Genomic DNA, 17,044 nt, shown 5'->3' with positions numbered 1-17,044 from the left:
ACTTTACTTACCGCGTTGCGCGATTGCCTGAGCCCGGCTGCCCTGCCGTGCCACACCCGACTATGCGGTGGGTTGACTTTCGTAATCAACATAATAAAGATGGCAGCAGCGCTCCCATCGATCTCTCGCGATACCTAGGGAGATCAGATGAAACATCGTCATGCACTGCTGGCCGTCGGCGCTGCCGGCGCGCTGGCACTGGGTGGCATGGCAACGGCTACCCTTCCCGCCTCGGCGGCCGCGTCCGGCTGTTCGGTCACGTACACGGTGCAGAGCCAGTGGCCGAGCGGGTTCACCGCGAATGTGGCCATCACCAACCTCGGCTCGGCCGTGACGAGCTGGACGCTCGGCTTCGACTTCCCCAACGCCAGCCAGCGCGTCACGCAGGGCTGGAGCGCGACCTGGACACAGTCCGGCGCCCGGGTATCCGCGGCCAGCATGGGCTGGAACGGGTCACTGGGCACCGGCGCGTCCACCTCGGTCGGGTTCGTCGGCTCGTGGAGCGGCGCCAACCCGGTCCCGGCGTCGTTCGCGCTCAACGGCACCACTTGCACCGGGTCGGTGACCACGCCGACCGCCAGCCCGACCACCGCCAGCCCCTCACCGACCGCTACCACGCCCCCGCCGAGCGGTCCGGCGCCGAAGCTGCGCGTGTCCGGCAACAGGATCCTCGCGGACGGCAAGCCGTACCGGCTGCTGGGCGTGTCCCGGTCCAGCGGCGAGTTCGCCTGCGTGCAGGGCAAGGGCATGTGGGACTCCGGGCCGGTCGACCAGGCCTCCGTGGATGCGATGAAGACCTGGAACATCCACGCCGTCCGCATCCCGCTGAACGAAGAGTGCTGGCTGGGCGTCAACGGCTCTCCCAGCGGCGCCACCTACCAGCAGGGCGTCAAAGAGTACGTCAACCTGCTGGTCGCCAACGGCATCAACGTCATCCTCGACCTGCACTGGAACTGGGGCGCCTATACCAACAGCCCGGACTGGCACTGCAAGGACGCGGCCGCCGTCTGCCAGAAGCCGATGCCGGACGCGCGGTACGCCCCGCAGTTCTGGACCGGCGTCGCGAACGCCTTCAAGGGCAACGACGCCGTCGTCTTCGACCTGTTCAACGAGCCCTACCCGGACATGCCCGCCGAATGGAACAAGACCCTGGGCTGGCAGTGCCTTCGTGATGGCGGCACCTGCACCGGCCTCCCGTACGAGGCGGCCGGCATGCAGGACCTGGTCGACGCGGTCCGGGCCACCGGCGCCACCAACCTGCTCATGGTCAGCGGTCTGGAGTGGACCAACGACATGCGGGAGTGGCTGGCATACAAGCCGAACGACCCGCTGAACAACATCGCCGCGTCCTGGCACGCCTACAGCTTCAACGCGTGCGCCAGCGAATCCTGCTGGGACACCCAGATCGCCCCGCTCGCCCAGCAGGTACCGGTCGTGCTCGGTGAGTTCGGCCAGGACAACTGCGGCTTCGACTACATGCAACGCCTGGTCACCTGGGCCGACGCACACGACCTCAGCTACCTGGCCTGGACCTGGAACCCATGGGGATGCACCAGCGGCGCGGTGCTCATCAAAGACTGGACCGGCACCCCAGAGGCCGGTGTCGGCGAGGGCTTCAAGGCCCACTTGCTGACCCAGAACCCGTACGCGTAGCACGCACCGGCGGTGGCCTCTGCCGGTCGGGCATCGGCCGAGGCCACCCTCCAAAAGGAGACCCTCATGCGCAAGAAGCTCGCCGGCGCGCTATCAGTCGCGTTGGCCGCGGGCGCGACGGCGGTCGCTCTGGTCACGATGAATGCCCCGAGCGCCAGCGCAGCCACGTCCGTGCCGTACTCCTGGAGAAACGTCCGCCTCGACGCAGGCGGATTCGTCTCCGGCATCGTCTTCAACCCGACCGAGCAGAACCTCATCTACGCGCGCACCGACGTCGGCGGCGCGTACCGGTGGAACCAGAGCACGAGCAGCTGGACGCCCATGCTGGACTGGGTCGGCTGGGACCGCTGGGGCTGGAACGGCGTGCTGAGCCTGGCCAGCGACCCGGTCAACCCGGCCCGGGTGTACGCCGCCGCGGGCATGTACCTCAACAGCTGGGATCCCAACAACGGCGCGATACTGCGCTCCGCCGACCGGGGCGCCACGTGGCAGGTCACCGAGCTGCCGTTCAAGGTGGGCGGCAACATGCCCGGACGGGGGATGGGTGAACGCCTGGCCGTGGACCCGAACAACAACAACGTGCTGTACTTCGGCGCCGAGGCCGGTCAGGGCCTGTGGCGCAGCACCAACGCCGGCGTGACCTGGTCGCGGGTCACGAATTTCCCCAACGCCGGCACCTACGTGCAGGACGCGGCCGACCCCAACCAGTACCTGACGTTCAACCAGGGCGTGGTGTGGGTCGCGTTCGACAAGGCCAGCGGGACCTCCGGCAGCACGACGCCCGGCATCTACGTGGGCGTGGCCGACCTCCAGAACACTGTGTACCGCTCCACCAACGGTGGGTCCACATGGGAGCGGGTCGCCGGCCAGCCGACCGGCGCGTTCGCCCACCAGGGCGAGGTCGCCGGCGGCGCGCTGTACATCGCGACCAGCGACAAGGGCGGCCCGTACGACGGCGGCACCGGCGCGGTGTCGAGGTACCAGATCTCCACCGGCACCTGGACGGACATCACCCCGCCCACGCCGGGTGGCGGCGACAACTGGTACGGCTTCTCCGGCCTGTCCGTCGACAAGCGGGCCACCAACACCGTCATGGTCACCGGCTACAGCTCGTGGTGGCCGGACACGTTCATCTTCCGCAGCACCGACGCCGGCGCGACGTGGCGATCCTTCTACGACTTCGCGGGCTCGAACCGCACCAACCACTACAACCTCGACATCAGCTCGGTGCCGTGGCTGACGTACGCCGCCCAGCCCTCGCCGCCGGAGCAGGCACCGAAGCTCGGCTGGATGACCGAGGCGCTGGAGATCGACCCGTTCAACTCCAACCGGATGATGTACGGCGGCGCCTCGGTCTACGGCACGACGAACCTGACGGCGCTGGACACCGGCGGCACGGTCAACCTCGCGCCGATGGTGCGAGGCATGGAGTCGAGCGTCGTCACCGATCTGGTGAGCCACCCGAGCGGACCGCTGTTCTCCGGCCTGCTCGACATCGGCGGGTTCCGGCACACGAACCTCGACGCCGTGCCGGCCCTGATGTACACGCCGTTCATGAGCGCGGTCACCAGCCTCGACTACGCCGAGAGCAATCCGATGTGGATGGTCCGCGTCGGCCAGACCGACCGTACGAACTCGGCGAACATCGCGTACTCCACCGACGCGGGAGCGAACTGGTTTCAGGGCAGCGTGCCCAACGGCGCGCAACGCGGCCATGTGGCCATGAACGCCAACGCCAGCCGCGTCGTGTGGAGCAGCGAAAACGCGGGCGTGTTCTTCTCGACCAGCGTGGGCGGCTCGTTCAGCCAGTCCAGCGGCTTGCCGAACCAGGCTCGGGTCGAGGCCGACCGGGTCAACGCGAACAAGTTCTACGGGTTCTCGGGCGGCACGTTCTACGTGAGCACCAACGGCGGGCAGAGCTTCACCGCGGCCGCGACCGGCCTCGGCTCGACCGGCCAGTTCAAAACCACGCCCGGCGTCGAGGGCGACATCTGGCTCGCCAGCGACACGGGTCTCTACCACTCGACCAACTCCGGCTCGACCTTCGGCAAAATCGCGGCGAGCTCGAGCGCGGTCAGCATCGGATTCGGCGCGCCGGCTCCCGGCCGCACCGACCCGGCGCTGTACACGATGGCCACGATCGACGGTGTCCGGGGCGCGTACCGGTCCAACGACACCGGGGTCAGCTGGGTGCGGATCAACGACGACCAGCACCAGTACGGCAACGCCGGCCAGGCCATCACCGGTGACCCAAGTGTCTACGGCCGGGTGTATCTCGGCACCGACGGGCGCGGCGTACTCGTGGCCGATCCCAACGGTCCGCCGACAAGCAGCACGACATCGCGTCCGCCGACGACCACCATGTCCCCACCGCCCACGACAACGTCGCCGCCGCCTACGGGCACGGATGGCTGCTCGGCCACGTTTGTACGGATGGGCCAGTGGGGGACCGGCAGCGGCGGCTTCCAGGGCGAGGTCCGGGTCGCGAACACCGGAACGACCGGCACCACGAGCTGGACGGTGACCATGGCCTTCGCCAACGGCCAGACCCTGTCCCAGATCTGGGGCGGCCGGACCACGATCCCCGGCAGCAGTCCGTACACCGTACTCAACGAAGGCTGGAACGGCGCGCTGTCACCCGGCCAGACGGCGACGTTCGGGTTTGTGGGCAACTGGAACGGAGCCAACAACCCACCCACGGTGACCTGCGCCCGCAAGCCGTAGGGGGCGCCCTTGACCCCGGTGGCGGCGATGCTGTTCAGGGTGCGTGCCCACGGAAGCCGGTTCTGCCTCCGGCACCCGTGGGCACGGGTCCGATCCGCCCGCGTCACCGCCTTCCGTGTGGGGTCGACCGCCGGCTGAGGCCGGCCGGGGAGGTGGCGGCTGGCTGACCGGCCGCCCGAACTGGAATCGAACGGTGCGCCGTGGTGCGTCGCCATCGCACCATGGCGCCCCGCCCGCCGTTTGCCTGAATCCCTTTGCCCAAACGTTTTGGCTTCGTGCTTAGGTTGACTTTGCTCTCCGACTGCGACGAAGTCAAGAGCCTGTTACGCGCTCGTTGTGGTGACCCCGAAGTTACGTCCATTCTGGACGGCCGGTGCCTCAGCCGTAGGCGGGGTTCATCTGCCATACCTTGAGGTTCTTCACGGTCACGTTCGCCTCGGCCCATAGTTGCAGGCCCAGGGAGTCGCCTCGGAACGGGTAGACGCGGCTGGTGATGGCGCGGCGTCCGTTGGCGTATGCCTCGATCATCGACTTGTCGAGGTAGATGTCGAGTTTGAGGTTCTGTCCGGCCAGGTTCAGCGGCCCGCCCTGGACGCCGAGGTTGCCGAAGAGGCTGGAGTTGTTGCCGGACCTGGTGCGGTCGATGGAGAGGGTTCTGGTCGCGGTGTCGTAGAACAGCAGGGTCTCTTCCTCGCCGCCGGGGCTTCGGCGCAGTTTGACCCCGTAGCGGCCGGTGCCGCCCGCGGCGAGCTCGAGGCTCAGGTGCAGCATGTCACCGCGGACGCCGGCCAGTTGCTGGTTGGCGGCCTCGATGGAGGTGTCGGACGTGATGGACACCGGCGGGTTGGTTGTCGTGTGCAGGGTGGTCAGCTCGGGCAGTGGCTGGACGGCGACGTCGCCGTCCGGGCCGAGGGACAGCACGATGGGCAGGCCGGCGTTGTGCGCCCATCCCGAGTCGTAGTGGGCGCGCTCGGTGCGCTTGTCCTGGGCGATGGAGAACACGACGGAGCGGCCCTGCTGGTCGACGAAGCCGCTGGGGCCGGTGAAGTGTTCGCCGTAGTCGAAAAGGCGCGGGGCGGTGCTGTCCGGGGTGAAAGTGCGGGTGGTCGGGTTCCAGGCGCCGATCCAGTACCACACGTACTTGACGTTGTGTTCGGTGCCGTAGCTCCACATCGGATTGGTCAGCAGGATGTGCTTGCCGCCGCCGAGGGGCAGGAACACGGGCAGCTCCCACACCTGGCCGGTTCTGGGGTAGGCGTTGACGTCGCCGACCATCAGCGGGCCGGAGTAGGTCCAGTTTCTGGCGTCGGCGGAGGTGTAGAGCAGGGCGGTGCCCCCGACGTCGCCGCCCGAGCTGGTCTGCACGCCGGAGCCGACGAGCTGAAACCAGGTGTTGCCTTCCCGCCAGACGAACGGGTCGCGAAAGTCGCCGTAGCGGACCTTGCGGCCGGCGCCGACGTCCAATGTGGGGGACTGCACGGTGACCGGCGCGGGGTCCATGGTCCAGGTGTTCAGGTCGGTGTCGCCGGGTCCGCCGCTGCCGCGGGCGACGCCGGTGCGCTGGTTGGGGAAGACCGAGTCGTCGCCGGCCGTGATGAACAGCAGCGGCCTGCCCGAGGCGTCGACGGCGGCGCTGCCGGTCCACACGCCGTCCGGTGCTACCGACCCGGCGGTGGGTACCAGTGCGACCGGGGTGTCGCGCCAGTGCACCATGTCCGGGCTGACGCCGTGTCCCCAGCTGATGTTGTGCCAGTAGGGGCCGTGCTGGTTGTGCTGGTAGAACAGGTGGTACTGCCCGCCGGCGTACACCGGGGCGTGCGGCTCGTTCATCCAGTGTTCGGGCGGCATGAAGTGGTACTGGGGACGATAGATGTCCCCGTCGTAGCGGCTGCGGCGCATCGCCAGGTCGGGGGTCGGCGCGGCCGGCACCGCCTGGTAGGCGGCGGTCACCTCCGCCGGGCCGAGCGCCCGCCGGCGCAGGCTCACCTCGTCGATGAGCCCGGCGAACATGTTCACGGTGAAGGTGCCGTTGATGACCACGCCCTGGTTGTGCCGTCCGATCTGAAGGTTGCCGGGATACGGGGTGATGCCGCCGGCTGGTGTGCCGAGACTCCCGGCCGGCGTCCCGTCGAGGTAGAGCCGCATCGTGCGGGTCGCGGCGTCGAAGGTGGCGACCAGGTGGTGCCATCGATCGCGGCGCAATGGCTTGGCGGAGTCGGCCCACAGCGACTGCCAGGTCCCGGCGATGCCGGCCTGGAACGACCAGGCGCCGTGCCGGCCCACGCCCAGGATGAAACCCTGTCGAGCGGCCTCGTCGTGCTGGTCGACGATCGCGGACAGCTTGCGGTCGTCGCCCCACTCGAAGGCACGCGGCGCGACCCACGCCTGCACGGTCAGCGCCTGCGTCGGGGTGTCCAGCCCGGAACGGGTCAGCCAGGTGGAGTACCCGTCGAACAGCAGTGCATTGGATACCACGCCCGGGCGTCGCTGCGGCGGCGAGGAGGGCTTGTAGACGGCGTTGTTGAATACGTAGTTGATCGGATCGTCCCGGCCGGCGACGCTGTCCCGGGCCACCGCGCCGCCCGGCTCGTCAAACGACCAGTGCGCGACCAGGTCGCCCGGTGCGGGCTCGTCCAGGCGCACGTCGTCGAGGTTGAGGTGGCCCCAGCCGCCGGTGGCGGTGTCGACCGCGCGTAGGTAGAGGGTCTGTCCGATGTGGGCGGAGGCGTCCCAGGTGACGCGGTGGTAGTTCTCTTCGTTGCGGCCGGTGGCGCGGAACAGGATCGCGCCGTCACCGGCCCGTACGAGTGCCAGGTAGAGGTTGGTGGTGTCGTTGCCGCCGCCGAGCAGGAAGCTGACCTGCCCGGAGCCGCCCAGCTCGAACTGACTGGATGTCAGCGTCCCGGTGGCCGCGTCTCCGGCGGTGCGGTGACCCCAGACATGGGATGCGCCTTGCTGGCCGAAGCAGCACCCCCAACCCCAGCCGGTGTCCTTCGTGACCGCGTGCGTGAAGGTGGTCCCGGTGGCGGTCCAGCCGGACAGGTCGCCGGTCTCGAAGTCGGCGTTGACGATGTCGGCTGCGGCCGCGGATGCCGGTGCGGGCAGCGCGACTGGGTGGAGCAGGAGCAGGACAGCGACGGCGGCGCCGGTCAACCGTCTCATCACGACCGTCCTTTCCGAGAAGGGAAATGTGTCGGTCATGTGAGCGTGCCGTTGCCAAAACGTTTAATCAAGGCCTGGAAACGTACATTCCCTGCCAAAATCGTTTGGCAGGGAATGCGCCTCGCGGAAACACGCAAGCCGGCATCGGCGCCAGCGCATGGTGCGCCGGTGCCGATGCCGGCCTGGAGATCGTCCGCGTTACGGGGTCGGGCGGAGGGTGTAGTTGGTGGTGAACGCGAGGATCTGCGCGGCGGTGCCGCTGTCGAGGATCTTCGTGTTGGTCGTGCCGGCATCCAAGACGACGTGGTTTGTTTCGGTGTTCGTGACGAAGTGGTTGTTGCTGATGAAGTTCGCGTCGCCGGCAGCGACCAGGACCATGGTCGGGGTGGCGCCGGACGGCGTGATAGCCGAAGGCGGCACGTCGAAGCTGACGATGTTGGTGGACACCATGTTGTTGTCGCCGACGAGGTGGATCAGGCCGTACAGGTCGTCCTTGCCGTTGTCGAAGGCCTGCAAGGGCGGGAAACCTTCCGGCACGCGCCGGAAGTGGTTGCCGACGATCAGATTCTCCTTGTTGACCCCCTCGAAGTCGATCATGCCGGGGTAGAAGGCTTGGAACCGGTTGCCGGTGATCGAGCAGCGGTTGCTGGTCTTCAGGTGCACCATGCTGCGCCCGCGCGGGAAGATGTTGTTTCCCTGCACGAGCAGGCCCTCGGCGTTCTCGGCGAAGATGGAGAAGCCGACGAAGCCGGCGCCGATGAGGTTGTTGGTGATCTTGCTGGCTTGGGAGGCGCCGGTCAGCTCGACGCAGCTGCCGCATTCGGCGATGAAGTTGTCGGTGACGTTGAACGCGTCGGCGCCGTTGTTGACCAGGGCGCGTTCGAGGTAGACGAAGCCCATGCCGGCGACTTTGAGCGCGTCGTTGTCGGAGGCGATGCGGATGCCGGTCTTGCCGTTGGTGTAGGAGTTCTGGGTCGGGGTGAAGCTGAGCCCGTCGATGCAGAAGTCGCGGAACTCGATGGAGCTGAGCCGGGGTGCCCCGCCGCGGGTGACCAGAAAGGCTTCGGCGTGTCCGTCGGTGTTTTCCACCTTGACGTGGCTGGCCCCGGGCCACAGCTCGTGCCAGCTGGAGGTGTCGCCGGCGTTGTAACGGATGCTCGACGAGGCGAAGCCGTGGCCGGATCCCTTGATTTGCAGGTAGCTGACGTCGATGACGACGCGGGTCTTGAGCGAGTAGTCACCTGGCGGGATGTAGATGACCGCACCGGGCTTGGACGCCTGGTTGGGTTGCCGGGCCTTGACGTCGGCGATGATGCTGTTGATGACCGCCCCTATGTCGTGCTTCGCGGTCACCCCGGGCTGTCCGGGTATCGTCCAGCGGGTCACGTCGTACACAGTGGACATGGTCCACCGTCCTTCCTGAGAAAGTCGTGGCAGGGCAGGCGATTGCGGCGTCACAGGACGCCGATGAGGGTCTCGTGCGCCAGGACCGGCGCGCCGGACGGTCGGCGCGGCGTGCGGCTGTGCGGTTGACCGGTGGGCTCGCCGCGGCCGGTTGAGCCGGCGGTCAGTGGACTTGCCAGGACCGGTGCGGCGGCCAGCGCTTTGAGCACCGAGCGCCGGCCGACTGGATTGACGTAGGCAGGCATGAGCCACTCCTCGAAAGTGGGTAGCGGCGATTGGTGTGGGAGCCGGAAACGACACGGCCGGGGCAGACCGACGCGTCCTCGGGCGGGCCGGCGACGCCACGCCAAGAGGAGCGAGCTCGTGTCAGCGACGTTCCTAGCACCGTGACGGCGGCAGCGTCAACCATCCGCCTCGCGGGCAGGCGATGGCTGATGGCCGCCGCAACACAGCCGACACTTGACGGCTACACGAGCCGCGATCTATCGTTGCCAAAACCATTTGGCGAAACGTTTTGGCACGTGGCCGGCGGCGGGATCTTCGCTGGTCATGGGCGATATAGCGCTGCACGCCGAGCTGTCGGCGCGGGCGGCGCGGTCGTGCCGTCCCGCGCGTCCCGGCGCTCGACGGTCGTTGGCGCGATTGAAGGAGCGAGATCGTGTTTTCTGCACGTGGCGGTGCCGGCTCCGCGGCCCGCGGTGACTGGCCGGCGGCCGGCGGCGGTGCGTCCAGCCTGACTCGGCGGCGACTGCTCGGCCTCTCCGCGGGTGCGGGTGTGGCCCTGCTCGCGAACGCCTGTGGCGCCGGCGGCGACAGCGGCTCTGGCTCGGGTGGTGCGAAGACGCTGTCGCTGGTGTGCGAGGGCGGCGGCAAGATCGAGTTGCAGCCGATCGTGGACAAGTTCCAGCGGGAGACCGGCGCCACCGTCACCTTGATCGAGCTGCCGTACGAAGGCTTGTTCAACCGGTTGACCAGCGAGCTGGGTGGCGGCAACGCGAGCTTTGACCTGTGCGCCGTGGACGCGGTCTGGCTTCCGTTGTTCGCCGGCAAACTGGCCCCGATCGACGACCTGTTCACCTCGGCGGTGCAGGCCGACCTGTTCCCGGCACTGGTGAAGGAGCCGAAGGTCGGTGGTCACGTCGTCGGCATGCCGGTGTGGACGAACGCCGAGGTGTTGCTGTACCGCACGGACCTGTTCGAGGACGCCAAGGAGAAGACGGCGTTCCAGGCCAAGTACGGCTACGAGCTGGCGCCGCCGACCACCTGGCAGCAGTTCACCGACGTCGCGCAGTTCTTCACCCGCCCGGCGCAGAAGCTGTACGGCACGGACGTCAAGGGCAAGGTCGAGACCGAATGGCTGGCGCACGTGCTTCAGGCCGGCTCGCCCGGCGTGATCCTGGACGACGGCGGCGCGGTAAACGTGGACAATCCGCAACACCTGGCGGCCCTGACGTTCTACGCGGACCTGCAAAACAAGTACAAGGTGAGCCCGGCCGGGGCGGCGCAGACCGACTGGAACGCCGCGCAAACCCTTTTCAACCAGGGCAGCACGGCGATGACCCGGTTCTGGGCGCACGCGTACCGGCAGATCCCGGCCGACGCCGCGGTCGCCGGCAAGGTCGGCGTGGCGCCGATGATCGGTGGCTCGGCCGGCGTCGCCGGCATTCCGGGCCCGTGGTACCTGTCGGTCCCGCAGTCGTCGACGAAGCAGGACCTGGCCAAGCAGTTCATCCAGTTCTGCTACGACAACAACGCGCTGAGTCTGGAGACCACGCTCGGCCTGGCCGCGCGCAAGTCGGCATACCAGCAGTACGCCGACAAGAAGGGATTCGAAGCGTTCAGCCCGCTGCTGACCACTTTGGACGCACCGGCGACCACGTCGAGGCCGGCACACCCGAAGTGGCAGCAGATCGTGGACAGCGCGCTGATCCCCATGTTGCAGAAGGCCGTCGCACCGGGCGCTGACTACGCCGCACTGCTGGCGGCGACCCGTACGCAGATCGAAGGCATCATCAAGTGACCCGTACGCCGCTGGCCACCGCGCAGCGCCCCGCGTTGCGCGGTGCGGCCGCCAGCACGCACCGGCGACGCCGCCGGAGCCTCAGCGACAACAGCTACGCGCTGCTGCTGATCGCTCCGGCGGCGCTGGTACTGCTCGCCCTGGTCGCCTGGCCGCTGGTGAAGCTGGTCGTCGACAGCCTGTACAGCGGCTCCACATTCGACATTGGTGGCCGCCGGTTCGCCGGGTTGGCCAACTATCGCGAGATGTTCAGCGACCCGGCCGTGCGCGCGGCGTCCTGGCGGACCCTGGTGTACACGGTCGTGGTCGTGTTCGCCGAGTTGGTGCTGGGCCTGGCGATGGCGTTGCTGTTCTACGCGCTCGGCCCCCGGTCGCAGATACTGCGGACGGTCTTTCTCTATCCGCTGATGATCGCGCCGCTGGTGGCCGGCCTGCTGTGGCGGTTCATGCTGATCGACAACTTCGGCATCGTCAACGAACTGCTGGCCCGGGTCGGCGCGATCGACAGCACGGGAGACATCGCCTGGCTCAGCGACCCGGACCTCGTGCTGTTCTCGGTCGCCATCCCGGACGTGTGGCTGACCACCTCGTTCATGACGCTGATGCTTTTCGCCGGGTTGCAGTCCATCCCGCCGGAGCTGATGGAGTCGGCGCGCCTGGACGGCGCTCGAGGGCTGCGGCTGCTGGGCTCGATCCTGCTGCCGTTGCTGCGGCCGGTGATCGCGGTGGCTTTGATCATCCGCGGGGTCGACGCCGCCCGCGCGTTCGACGTGATCCTGATCCAGACCGGCGGCGGGCCGCAGTCCGCGTCGGAGACGCTCAGCCTGCACATCTACAAGACGATGGTCACCTACAGCGACCCTGGCTCGGCCGCCGCGATCAGCACCGTGTTCATGACGGTGATGATGGTGGTCGCGCTGATCGCGGTGATGACCATCTGGCGTCCCGGCCGGGGGTCGTGATGAGCCGTCGTGACCGTGCCCGCCGGATCCGCCGCGCGGCGCTGTGGCTGCTGGCCGCCGCGGTCGTCGTGGCCTACGCGTTCCCGTTCGTCTACCTGCTGCTGACCTCGTTCAAGCCGGCCAGCGACGCGATCGCGGTGCCGCCGACGGTCCTGCCGCAGCGGTTCACATTGGACAACTACGTCACCGCCCTCAACCGCGAAGGCGTGCGCGCCTCGTTCGTCAACAGCGTGACCACCGCGACGCTTGCCACGGTCATCTCGCTGGCGCTGGCCATCCCGGCGGCCTGGGGCATCACCCGATATCGCACCCGAGCGGGGCGGATCATGCTGGCCGGCTCGCTGCTGGTCCGGATGACCCCGGCGGTCGCGATCGGCGTGCCGCTGGTCGGCATCTTCAGCGCGGTCCACCTGACCGACACGCCCACCGGGCTCGCGCTGGCCCAGACCACCGTCGCGCTGCCGCTGTCGATCTGGCTGCTGGCCAGCTTCTTCGAGTCGGTGCCCCGGGAGATCGAAGAAGCCGCCCTGGTCGACGGCTGCTCCCGACCGCGAGCGCTGGTCTCGGTCATCCTGCCCGTCGTGGGCGGCGGCACCGCGGTGACGGCGATCTTCGCGTTCCTCGCCTCGTGGAACGAGTTCCTGTTCGCGCTGCTGCTGACCTCGGTCAAGGCGCAGACCACGCCGCTGGCCATCGCGAACCTGCAAAGCCAGTTCGGGCTCGACTGGGGTCCGATGACCGCCCTCGCAGCCCTGTACTCCCTGCCCGCCGTGGTGCTCACGCTGCTGCTTCAGCGGCGCATCGTGGCCGGCCTCAGCCTCGGCGCGGTCAAAGGCTGACCCGCCGCACAGCACGAAAGGCAAACCACTGTGACGTTCTGGCAAGCCAGCAGCCCGCTCGGCGGACTTCCGAAAATCAAGTCCGCCCGGTCCCGGCGCGAGTCGAGTTGGGACCGCACCGGCGGCAACCACGACTTCGTGGTCGTCCCGGCCGGCGGCACGCACGTGCTGGCCGACCTGACCGGCGCGGGCATCATTACCCACATCTGGCTCACCACGCGCTGCTACTCCCCGCAGTACCTGCGCAAGCTGGTGCTGGAGATGTACTGGGACGGCGAGGACACCCCGAGCGTGCGCAGCCCGCTCGGTGACTTCTTCGGCGTCGGGCACGCCACCTGCACCCACTACGTGTCGCTGCCGCTGAGCATGGTCTTCGGCGCCCGGCGCGGGCCGAAGGGGCCGTTCGCGGCGGCGATGAACTGCTACTTCCCGATGCCGTTCGGCTCCGCGGCCCGGATCGTCCTGCGCAACGAGAGCGACCAGCCGATCGAGAACCTGTTCTACTACGTCGACTACGACCTCACCGACGAGCCGGTACCCGACGACATCGGCCGCTTCCACGCGCTCTACCACCAGGAGAAGCCGACCCAGAAGGTGGTCCACCCGGCCACCGAGGAGAAGCCGGCACCGTGGGACCTGCCCGGCACCAACCTCACCGGCGCCGACAACTACGTCATCCTCGACGCCGAAGGCACCGGCCACTACGTCGGCTGCGTGCTGAGCATCGACAACTTCGACGCCTCCAACCAGGTCTTCACCTGGCCCGGCGAAGGCGACGACATGATCTTCATCGACGGTGAACAGTGGCCGCCGTCGCTGCACGGCACCGGCACCGAGGACTACTTCGGCGCGGCCTGGGGCTTTCCCAGCGGCGCGTACGCCGGCCCGTACCACGGCATCACGCTGGCCAGCAGCGTGCAGGAACACTTCGGACTGTGGAGCATGTACCGGTTCCACATCGAAGACCCGGTGCGGTTCAGCACCTCGATCCGGGTCACCATCGAGCACGGGCACGCCAACGACCAGGGCAACGACTATTCGAGCGTCGCCTTCTGGTACCAGCACCTGCCGCACCGGCCCACACCGCGGCTGCCGCCGGTCGAGCAGCGGCTGCCGCGCCGCTGGCCGGAGCACGGGCTGTGGGATGAGTAGCGGCTGGATTAGCGTGGTGCCGGCACGGCCAGCCGCGGCGGCACCCGGGTGGACATCAAAACGGCATAGGTTGGGCGATGGGACGGAACATAAGCATCCGGGATGTAGCCAGCGCGGCGGGCGTGTCGGTGACGACGGTCTCGCACGTGCTCAACAACACCACCGGAGCACGCGTCAGCGAAGAGACCCGCGAACGCGTGTCCACGGTCGCCGCACGGCTCGGCTACGCCCCGAACAAGCTCGCCCAAGGCCTGCGGCTCCAGCGCACCCAGATCCTCGCCCTGCTGTCGGACCAGATCGCCACCACCCCGCACGCGGGACGCATCATCCTCGGCGCGCAGGAGGCGGCCTCGGCGAAGGGCTGGGTCGTCATGCTGCTCAACAGCGGCGGCGACCCCGACCTGGAGGACCGGGAGATCAACGCCTTGCTCCAGCACCAGGTCGACGGCGTGCTCTACGCGACCATGTACCACCGGCAGGTCACCGTCCCGGACCGGCTGACCGGCGTCCCGGTCGTGCTGCTGGACGCCAGCTGCACCGACCCGCGATACCCGTCGGTGGTGCCGGACGAGGTCGGCGGCGGCCGTGCGGCCGTACGGGAGCTTGTCGCGGCCGGGCATCGCCGGATCGGGTTCACCACCAACATCGACGACATCCCGGCCACCCACGGCCGGCTCGTCGGCTACCGGCAGGCACTCGCCGACGCGGGCATCCCGTTCACGCCCGAACTGGTGGTGGTCGAGGAGTCCGACACCCCCGGCGGCTACCGCGCCGCGTTGGAGCTGCTGCGCCGCCCAGACCGGCCGACCGGCCTGTTCTGCTTCAACGACCGCATGGCCATGGGTGCCTACCGGGCCGCGCACGAGCTGGGGCTGCGGATACCCGACGACGTGTCAGTGGTCGGCTTCGACAACCAGGAACTCATCGCCGACGGCCTGTACCCAGGGCTGACCACCGTCGCCCTGCCGCACTACGAGATGGGCGCCTGGGCGGTCAACACCATGATCGACATGTTGGACGAGACACAGCCGGCCCGTCGCCGGCGCCGCCGGTCCTCCCAAACGACCATGGAATGTCCGATCGTCCGGCGGGACTCCGTGGCGGCACCCGCCACCGCCTGACCCGCACGCGTACCCCGTCACCCCGGTACCGCGCACGACGCGGCACCGGCGTTCACCCTGCACCCAAAGGACTTCTCTGTGTTCAAACCCGCTAACGCCTGGTCGTGGGACTTCTGGCTGGCCCGCGAGGGCGGCAGCTACCACCTGTTCTTCCTCCAGGCATCCCGGGCGCTGCGCGACCCAGACCGCCGGCACTACCGGGCCAGCATCGGCCACGCCGTCTCGACCGACCTGCGCCGGTGGACCCAGGTCGACGACGCGCTGGTCCACGACGACCGGCCAGCCTTCGACGACATCGCCACCTGGACCGGGTCGGCAATCCGCGGCCCGGACGGGCTGTGGCGCATGTTCTACACCGGCGTCGGCAGCCCCCACGACGGCCTTGTGCAACGCATCGGACTGGCCACCTCCGCCGACCTGACCACGTGGACTCGACACCCGGGCGGACCCGTTCTCCAGGCCGACCCGCGCTGGTACGAACGGCTGGGCGAGTCGTCCTGGCCGAACGAGGCATGGCGGGACCCATGGGTGTTCGCCGACCCCGACGGCGACGGCTGGCACATGCTCGTCACCGCACGGGCCAACCACGGCCCCGCCGACGACCGCGGCGTCATCGGCCACGCCCGCTCCGCGGACCTGCTGCACTGGGAAGCACAGCCGCCGCTGACCGAGCCCGGCAGCGGGTTCGGCCAGCTGGAGGTGCCGCAGGTCGAGGTCGTCGACGGCCAGCCGGTGCTGCTGTTCTCCTGCCTGCGACCCGAGCTTTCCGCCGCCCGCCGCGAAGACGGCGAGACCGGCGGCGTCTGGGCCGTCACCGGCGACAGCCTCCTCGGCCCGTTCGACACAGCCAAAGCCCGACCGGTCACCGACGAAAGCCTGTACGCCGGCCGCCTCGTCAAGGACCCGGCCGAGCGGTGGCAGCTGCTCACCTTCCACAACACCGACGCCGACGGCCGGTTCGTCGGTGGACTCAGCGACCCCATGCCGGTTTGGCTGGCCGGCGGCACCCTGACGGCCGACACCACCACGGTGGCAGCGTGCTGACCGTCCTCGGCGAAGCCGTCGTCGACCTGCTGCCCACCGACCCGGACGGCGGCTATCGCGCCCACCCCGGCGGCAGCCCACTCAACGTGGCAGTCGCCCACGCCCGCCTCGGCGAGCCGACCGCGCTGCTGGCGCGGACGTCCGGATCCGCGTTCGGACAACTGCTGCACGCGCACGCCCACCGCAACGGAGTCACCGTCACCGGCCCGGCCGACCAACCCGAGCCGGCGTCCCTGGCCGTGGTCACCCTCGACAGCGACGGCGTGGCCGGATACGACTTCTACCTCGACGGCACAGTCGACTGGCAATGGCGTCCGGCCGAGCTCGCCGTGCCGGCCGGCACCACGATCCTGCACACCGGATCGCTCGCGTGCTACCGGCCGCCGGGCGCCGACGCGGTGAGCAACCTGCTGACCCGCCTGCGCGGGGAGGGAGAAATCCTGCTCAGCCTCGATCCGAACATCCGCCCGACTGTGGTGGGTGACCTGGCCGAGGCCCGGCTTCGGACCACCCGGCTGGTCTCCACCGCGCACGTGGTCAAGGCCAGCAGCGAGGACATCCAGACCCTCTACCCGGACCAGCCGGTGACGGCCGTCGCCCGCCACTGGGCCACCCTCGGCCCAAGCCTCGTCGTAGTCACCCTCGGCGGCGAGGGCGCCTACGCCGTGCACGCCGACCTGGAAGTACGCCGCACCGCGCCGACGATCGACGTCGTGGACACCGTCGGCGCCGGCGACGCCTTCACCGCGGGCCTGCTGTCCGCACTGCGCTCAACCGGACACGGCACGCCGGCGACGAACCGCGACCTCGACCGCGAACAACTCGTCGCGGTGATCGACCAGGCCATCAACGTCGCGTCCGTCACCTGCACCCGCGCCGGCGCCGACACCCCACGGCGCGCGGACCTGTAGCCGGGATCTACCGATACGACGCGCCGTGTGGAAGGTGGCCCAGCCGAGCGGT

The 17,044-nt window shown here is 68.9% G+C and carries 12 protein-coding genes; 9 read left to right on the top strand and 3 right to left on the bottom strand.

Annotated elements, in window-relative coordinates:
- The first annotated feature begins 147 nt into the window (after window positions 1–147).
- Both AC5L36_RS12935 and AC5L36_RS12930 read left to right on the top strand, forming a co-directional pair.
- A complete protein-coding gene (locus AC5L36_RS12935) occupies window positions 148–1,653 on the top strand; it encodes a cellulase family glycosylhydrolase (RefSeq protein WP_441215705.1) in 1,506 nt (501 codons plus the stop codon).
- A 66-nt stretch (window positions 1,654–1,719) separates the two neighbouring features.
- Entirely contained in the window at window positions 1,720–4,377 is a 2,658-nt protein-coding gene (locus tag AC5L36_RS12930; protein WP_441215704.1) for a cellulose binding domain-containing protein, read from the top strand.
- Between the two features lie 378 nt (window positions 4,378–4,755).
- Here AC5L36_RS12930 and AC5L36_RS12925 read toward each other — a convergent pair whose 3' ends face one another.
- The 3 genes from AC5L36_RS12925 to AC5L36_RS12915 all read right to left on the bottom strand — a co-directional run bounded on the left by AC5L36_RS12925 (window position 4,756) and on the right by AC5L36_RS12915 (window position 9,188).
- Window positions 4,756–7,539, bottom strand: coding sequence for a GH32 C-terminal domain-containing protein (locus AC5L36_RS12925; RefSeq protein WP_441215703.1), 2,784 nt, complete (start codon window positions 7,537–7,539; stop codon window positions 4,756–4,758).
- Window positions 7,540–7,737: 198 nt separating this feature from the next.
- On the bottom strand, window positions 7,738–8,943 hold the full coding sequence (locus tag AC5L36_RS12920; RefSeq protein ID WP_441215702.1) for a NosD domain-containing protein: 1,206 nt from the start codon (window positions 8,941–8,943) through the stop codon (window positions 7,738–7,740).
- 50 nt (window positions 8,944–8,993) lie between these two features.
- Window positions 8,994–9,188: a hypothetical protein gene (locus AC5L36_RS12915; RefSeq protein ID WP_441215701.1), complete on the bottom strand. Its 195-nt coding sequence runs from the start codon at window positions 9,186–9,188 to the stop codon at window positions 8,994–8,996.
- Window positions 9,189–9,601: 413 nt separating this feature from the next.
- Between AC5L36_RS12915 and AC5L36_RS12910 the strand changes: the two genes are divergently transcribed.
- From AC5L36_RS12910 to AC5L36_RS12880, 7 genes are all read left to right on the top strand, one after another.
- Window positions 9,602–10,963 carry an ABC transporter substrate-binding protein gene (locus AC5L36_RS12910; protein ID WP_441215700.1) on the top strand — a complete coding sequence of 454 codons (1,362 nt, stop codon included), beginning with the start codon at window positions 9,602–9,604 and terminating at the stop codon, window positions 10,961–10,963.
- Entirely contained in the window at window positions 10,960–11,925 is a 966-nt protein-coding gene (locus AC5L36_RS12905) for a carbohydrate ABC transporter permease (RefSeq protein ID WP_441215699.1), read from the top strand. Before AC5L36_RS12910 ends, AC5L36_RS12905 begins: the two co-directional genes overlap by 4 nt.
- Complete coding sequence (locus AC5L36_RS12900; protein ID WP_441215698.1) at window positions 11,925–12,764, top strand: carbohydrate ABC transporter permease; 840 nt, start codon at window positions 11,925–11,927, stop codon at window positions 12,762–12,764. Before AC5L36_RS12905 ends, AC5L36_RS12900 begins: the two co-directional genes overlap by 1 nt.
- A gap of 30 nt (window positions 12,765–12,794) precedes the next feature.
- Window positions 12,795–13,916, top strand: coding sequence for a glycoside hydrolase family 172 protein (locus tag AC5L36_RS12895; protein WP_441215697.1), 1,122 nt, complete (start codon window positions 12,795–12,797; stop codon window positions 13,914–13,916).
- Window positions 13,917–13,993: 77 nt separating this feature from the next.
- Entirely contained in the window at window positions 13,994–15,037 is a 1,044-nt protein-coding gene (locus AC5L36_RS12890; RefSeq protein WP_441215696.1) for a LacI family DNA-binding transcriptional regulator, read from the top strand.
- 78 nt (window positions 15,038–15,115) lie between these two features.
- A complete protein-coding gene (locus tag AC5L36_RS12885; protein WP_441215695.1) occupies window positions 15,116–16,081 on the top strand; it encodes a glycoside hydrolase family protein in 966 nt (321 codons plus the stop codon).
- Complete coding sequence (locus AC5L36_RS12880) at window positions 16,075–16,992, top strand: carbohydrate kinase family protein (protein ID WP_441215694.1); 918 nt, start codon at window positions 16,075–16,077, stop codon at window positions 16,990–16,992. The genes AC5L36_RS12885 and AC5L36_RS12880 overlap by 7 nt, the downstream gene beginning before the upstream one ends.
- Window positions 16,993–17,044: the final 52 nt, after the last annotated feature.

The organism is Phytohabitans sp. LZ39 (assembly GCF_059359075.1).
The sequence above is the reverse complement of the archived record's forward strand: the minus strand, read 5'-3'. Positions and strand labels throughout refer to the sequence as shown.